The sequence below is a fragment of the Ferruginibacter sp. genome (assembly GCF_031430955.1).
Taxonomy (GTDB): Bacteria; Bacteroidota; Bacteroidia; order Chitinophagales; family Chitinophagaceae; genus Ferruginibacter.
This window is the reverse complement of the sequence record NZ_JANPCM010000521.1, coordinates 1-4,458: the sequence shown is the minus strand read 5'-3', so window position 1 is coordinate 4,458 and position 4,458 is coordinate 1. Positions and strand designations below refer to the sequence as shown.

The 4,458-nt window shown below is 34.0% G+C and carries 4 protein-coding genes; 1 reads left to right on the top strand and 3 read right to left on the bottom strand.

Features of this window, described 5'->3' with window-relative positions:
* Window positions 1-252 precede the first annotated feature (252 nt).
* Window positions 253-675: a small multi-drug export protein gene (locus ACY65O_RS14705; RefSeq protein ID WP_462221614.1), complete on the top strand. Its 423-nt coding sequence runs from the start codon at window positions 253-255 to the stop codon at window positions 673-675.
* 15 nt (window positions 676-690) lie between these two features.
* Here ACY65O_RS14705 and ACY65O_RS14700 read toward each other — a convergent pair whose 3' ends face one another.
* The 3 genes from ACY65O_RS14700 to ACY65O_RS14690 all read right to left on the bottom strand — a co-directional run.
* Window positions 691-3,105, bottom strand: a complete 2,415-nt coding sequence (locus tag ACY65O_RS14700) for an AsmA family protein (RefSeq protein ID WP_462221613.1) — start codon at window positions 3,103-3,105, stop codon at window positions 691-693.
* A gap of 114 nt (window positions 3,106-3,219) precedes the next feature.
* Entirely contained in the window at window positions 3,220-3,876 is a 657-nt protein-coding gene (locus ACY65O_RS14695; protein ID WP_462221612.1) for a CoA transferase subunit B, read from the bottom strand.
* 141 nt (window positions 3,877-4,017) lie between these two features.
* A partial coding sequence (locus ACY65O_RS14690) for a CoA transferase subunit A (RefSeq protein WP_462221611.1) occupies window positions 4,018-4,458 on the bottom strand: 441 nt, incomplete at its 5' end.

Here is a 4,458-nt window from a genome sequence, read left to right as displayed (position 1 = left end):
CTTAAAACTTTTTGAAGATGGTTGTTAAAGAACTAAGTTAGTACAATGTTTGAAAGCAAATCACAACATAGATGCCGCAAGGGTTGCCTTTCAGCAAGTTGTTAAAGAACTAAGTTAGTACAATGTTTGAAAGCAAATCACAACAGTACAAAAAATATATCTAATAATTAAAAAATAACACCCGTATAAAAATTAATTCCCCAGTTTCAACTAATTTCACCGCTATAAAAAATTGAGTTCTCAAAAAAAATTATGTTTTTAAAAATACTAACGGTTGCAGCCCTTGCCACCTTTGAAATATATGTTGCCATACCAACAGGTTTTGCATTTGGGCTTTCGCCATGGATAATATTTTTTGCAAGTATCACCGGTGGATTAGTAGGTGTTTTTGTGGCTGCATTCCTCGGCGATAAAATCAGGTCATTCCTTTATAAAAATAAACCTAAAGAAGAAAAAAAGTACAAGCATCCTATGGTACATAAAATTTGGGAGAAATACGGTATTGTTGGATTGGGCTTTTTTGGTACCATGTCTGTTGGCGCACCAATAAGTATTGCGGTAGGCGTTGGCTTAAATGCAAATTTAAAAAAATTACTTACCTGGTGTTGTGTTGGTGTAGCATGCCGCTGTGTTATATTTACATTGATAGGGTATTACGGACTTAAATTATTTTAACTGCCTTATTTAATTTTATTTTTTCTCTTTAGCCTTTTTGCCATTATTAAAAGGGTTCCAGCTTACTTTCAATTTTCCATCATCGCCGGTTTTGGCACGTACCCTTATTTTAGCACCTGTTTTTCCTTTCTTAATTACCTCTTCATCATCTGCAATTTTTTTAAGGTTACTTAATGGTAATTCAATATTCATATCCGTTCCTTTTTTTGTATCATATACACCACCAACAAACATGGTAAATACATTAGATCGGATTTCCATTTTATCAAAACTGATGGCACTGCCGTTTACAGTAAGTGTATTATTTAATTCTGCAAAACGAACGTTTGAAAAATCTCTTTTTTTAAATAATGATGCAGCAATTTTTTGCAGGGGTTCAAAATTATTAAGCTCCCCGTTTATTACACTAAACTTTACAATACTGGCTAAACTGTTACTGCTTATAATTCCTTTGTCAGAAATATTTGCAGTAAGATCAACAGCACCGGATAACTGCCCTTTCATATTCTCACCGGTTATAGCATCCTGCCCAAAATTATTAAAGGATTTAAACAATGCCGGGATATCTGTATTGGTGATTACAGATTGCATTTTAACTGCATTGGCTGTGCCATTATCTGTTAATGAACCATTGAATGACATAGCACCACCAGCATGGTTTAAACGGGCATTATTTAAAATAATTTGATTTTGCAACAATGAAACAGAGGTATTAAAATTTGTTGCAGTAAATTTTTTATAGTTTAATCTTACCGCCTGCACATTTAAATTTGCCGTACCATATTCCAGCATATCGTCAATTTTATTAGCCATACGGATAAGTTTATTTTTACCCGGCAGTTTTTTTTCTGTTCTTTTTGATTTTTTTCCTAAAAAATTAATAAAGTCATCGAGATCGAGGTTGGGCGTTGCTACGTTCCATTCTAAAACTAATTTTTCAGGATAGGTATAAATTAATTCCGTTAAATTTTTTACAGCACCATTCATATTTAATGCGGTTGAACCAGCCTGCGCTTTTAATTGCTCTATAAATACATCTTTATTTTTAAAAACAAAATTTCCCTGTAATTTATCAAGTGTAATATTTCTTGGCAAATAATTTATGGCAGCGTCTTTTAAAAGTATATTGCCATGCATTACAGTAGCAAGGGTATCATTATCAGTTAGCGAACCTTTATAATTAATATTCATTTCGCCATTGCCTTTTATAAACCGCATGGTATTGCTCCCTGTTAAATCATTTAATGCAACAAGTTTAAAATTAGAATGAAGATCACACGTTAAAAAGGGTTGCAAAAGATTTGAAATTTCAATTTTATTTGCAGTTAGTAAAATATTTTCCCAGTTTGCGCTAAAGGCTTTTATTGAAAGCTGAGAGTTATCGTCCAGCCTTGGTTTGCCTGGATCTATTTCGTTGGTAAAATCTCCTGCAAAAGAAGATTTATTAAACTGGCCGGCAGGCGTTTCTATATCAGCATCTTTTACAGTAAAATAAATAGCTGTAAGAGGAATTGTTTTATATAGTGTTGGCCCGGTTAATTCGGCGTTAATATCAACCGGTTGTAAAATATTAAATGCTGTAAATTTTTGCTGCGTTGTTTGCGTAAGCAGGCTAATGGCTTTTTTAAAATCTATTTTTTGTGTTTTTATTGCAAGAGAAAAATTTTTTTCTGTGGTGGAGAATTTACCAGTAAATAAAAAAGACTGCTTATCTATGTACAACTTAATGTTATTGAAAACTATATTTTTTGATTTAGTAAACTGTAAATTAAAATCGCCTGAAAGTAATTTTTCTTTTAGATAACTTCCTTTGGTGGTATTAAACCCCAAACCGTGTACAAAAGCATTGATATTTATTTTAAATAATTGTCCGCTGTCGGTAGATACAATATCACACTCCATTTTTTTTAATTCTATGTCATGAAATTTATTACGGCCGGGATAATCAAAAATGATCCTTGTATTTTTAAATAACAAACTGGGTATATTGCCGCCTTTATTTTCTTCGGCTGTTTCATTTGCTTTTACAAGGTTAGCATTGCCGGCCGTATCAGTGTAATAATAAATCACTGCATTTTCAACGGTAACTTTTCCCACTGCAGGTTTACCAGAAAAAAGACTGAAAAATTGCAGGCGTGCATAAATATTTTCAGCCTTTAAAAAATCGTGGTGATGGATATTCCATAAAGAATCTTTTATACTTACATTATAAAGACGGATAGAAATATTAGGGAAATTATAGAAAAAATTAGTAGAGAGATTTTCTATTTCTATTTTTCCTTCTATTTGCCTGTTGATGCCTGCTTTTACTTTTTCAAGAATAGTTCCTTTGTTGTAGGTTATATATCCCCACAAAAAAAGCCAGGCGCAAATTAAAATTATTACGCCAATTGCAGTTACACGTAGTATTATACGGTATGTTTTTTTCAAAAAAATATTTTAGTGGTTACTTAAACCACATACAGGGGAGAAGGAGTTATAAATTTACGTAAACAAAACTGAACAGGATTGGGTATAAAGAAAATATGAAGAATAATGTAAAATTTAAAAAATCATTTCGGGTATTTCCCCTTCTGCAATTAATTTACCGGCAGTTTTTGCAATAATCTCCTCAACAGAAATACCCGGCGCCCTTTCTAATAATTTAAAGCCTTTATCAGTAACTTCTACCACTGCCAATTCTGTTACAATTTTTTTTACACAATTTTTTCCAGTTAATGGCAAAGTGCATTGCGGCAACAATTTACTTTCGCCTTTAGGATTAGTGTGCATCATAGCTACAATAATATTTTTTGCTGCAGCAACTAAATCCATTGCGCCTCCCATTCCTTTTACCATTTTACCGGGTATTTTCCAATTGGCAATATCTCCATTTTCGCTTACTTCCATTGCGCCTAATACGGTAAGGTCCACTTTACCTGCCCGTATCATTCCAAAGCTCATAGCACTGTCGAAAAATGCAGAGCCGGCCAGCGTTGTAATGGTTTGTTTTCCAGCATTAATTAAATCAGCATCTTCTTTGCCTGCTATTGGAAAAGGCCCCATACCCAGCAAGCCATTTTCGCTTTGCAGTACTACACTTATACCTGCAGGAATATAGTTTGCCACTAAAGTGGGAATACCAATACCAAGATTAACATAGTATCCATCTTTTAGTTCCTGTGCAATACGTTGTGCTATTTGTTCTTTTGTTAAAGCCATACCCCCTGTCCCCTAAAGGGGAACTTAGTTTTTAAGTTTATAATTATTCAGCAACCACTTTCAAATTTGATGATTAACTTTTATTTTTTATCTGATTTATTTTTGAATCCTTTAATGACATTTGAACTCCAAGTTCCCTCTTCAGGGGGCGGAGGGGGCTGTAGTACGCTGCTCAATTCTTTTCTCATAATTTTCTCCCATAAAAATTCTATGTACATAAATTCCAGGGGTGTGTATTTGATTGGGGTCTAATTCCCCAGCCGGCACAAGCTCCTCTACTTCGACAATGGTTATTTTACCGGCCATTGCCATTAAAGGGTTAAAATTTCGGGCTGTTGCTTTATAAATTAAATTGCCATCCGTATCCCCTTTCCATGCTTTAACAATTGCATAATCAGCATCAAAAGCATATTCCATTAAATATTCTTTGCCGTTAAATATTCTTATTTCTTTTCCATCGGCTACTTCAGTTCCTACTCCCGCTGGTGTAAAAATTGCCGGCATCCCATAACCCGATGCCATACACCTTGTTGCTAAAGTTCCCTGTGGTATCAGCTCCACTTCCAATTCGCCACTTAGTAA

Coding starts and splice junctions, on each gene's coding strand:
- ACY65O_RS14705 (WP_462221614.1), top strand. CDS start 253: ATGTTTTTAAAAATACTAACGGTTGCAGCCCTTGCCACCTTTGAAATA.
- ACY65O_RS14695 (WP_462221612.1), bottom strand. CDS start 3,876: ATGGCTTTAACAAAAGAACAAATAGCACAACGTATTGCACAGGAACTA.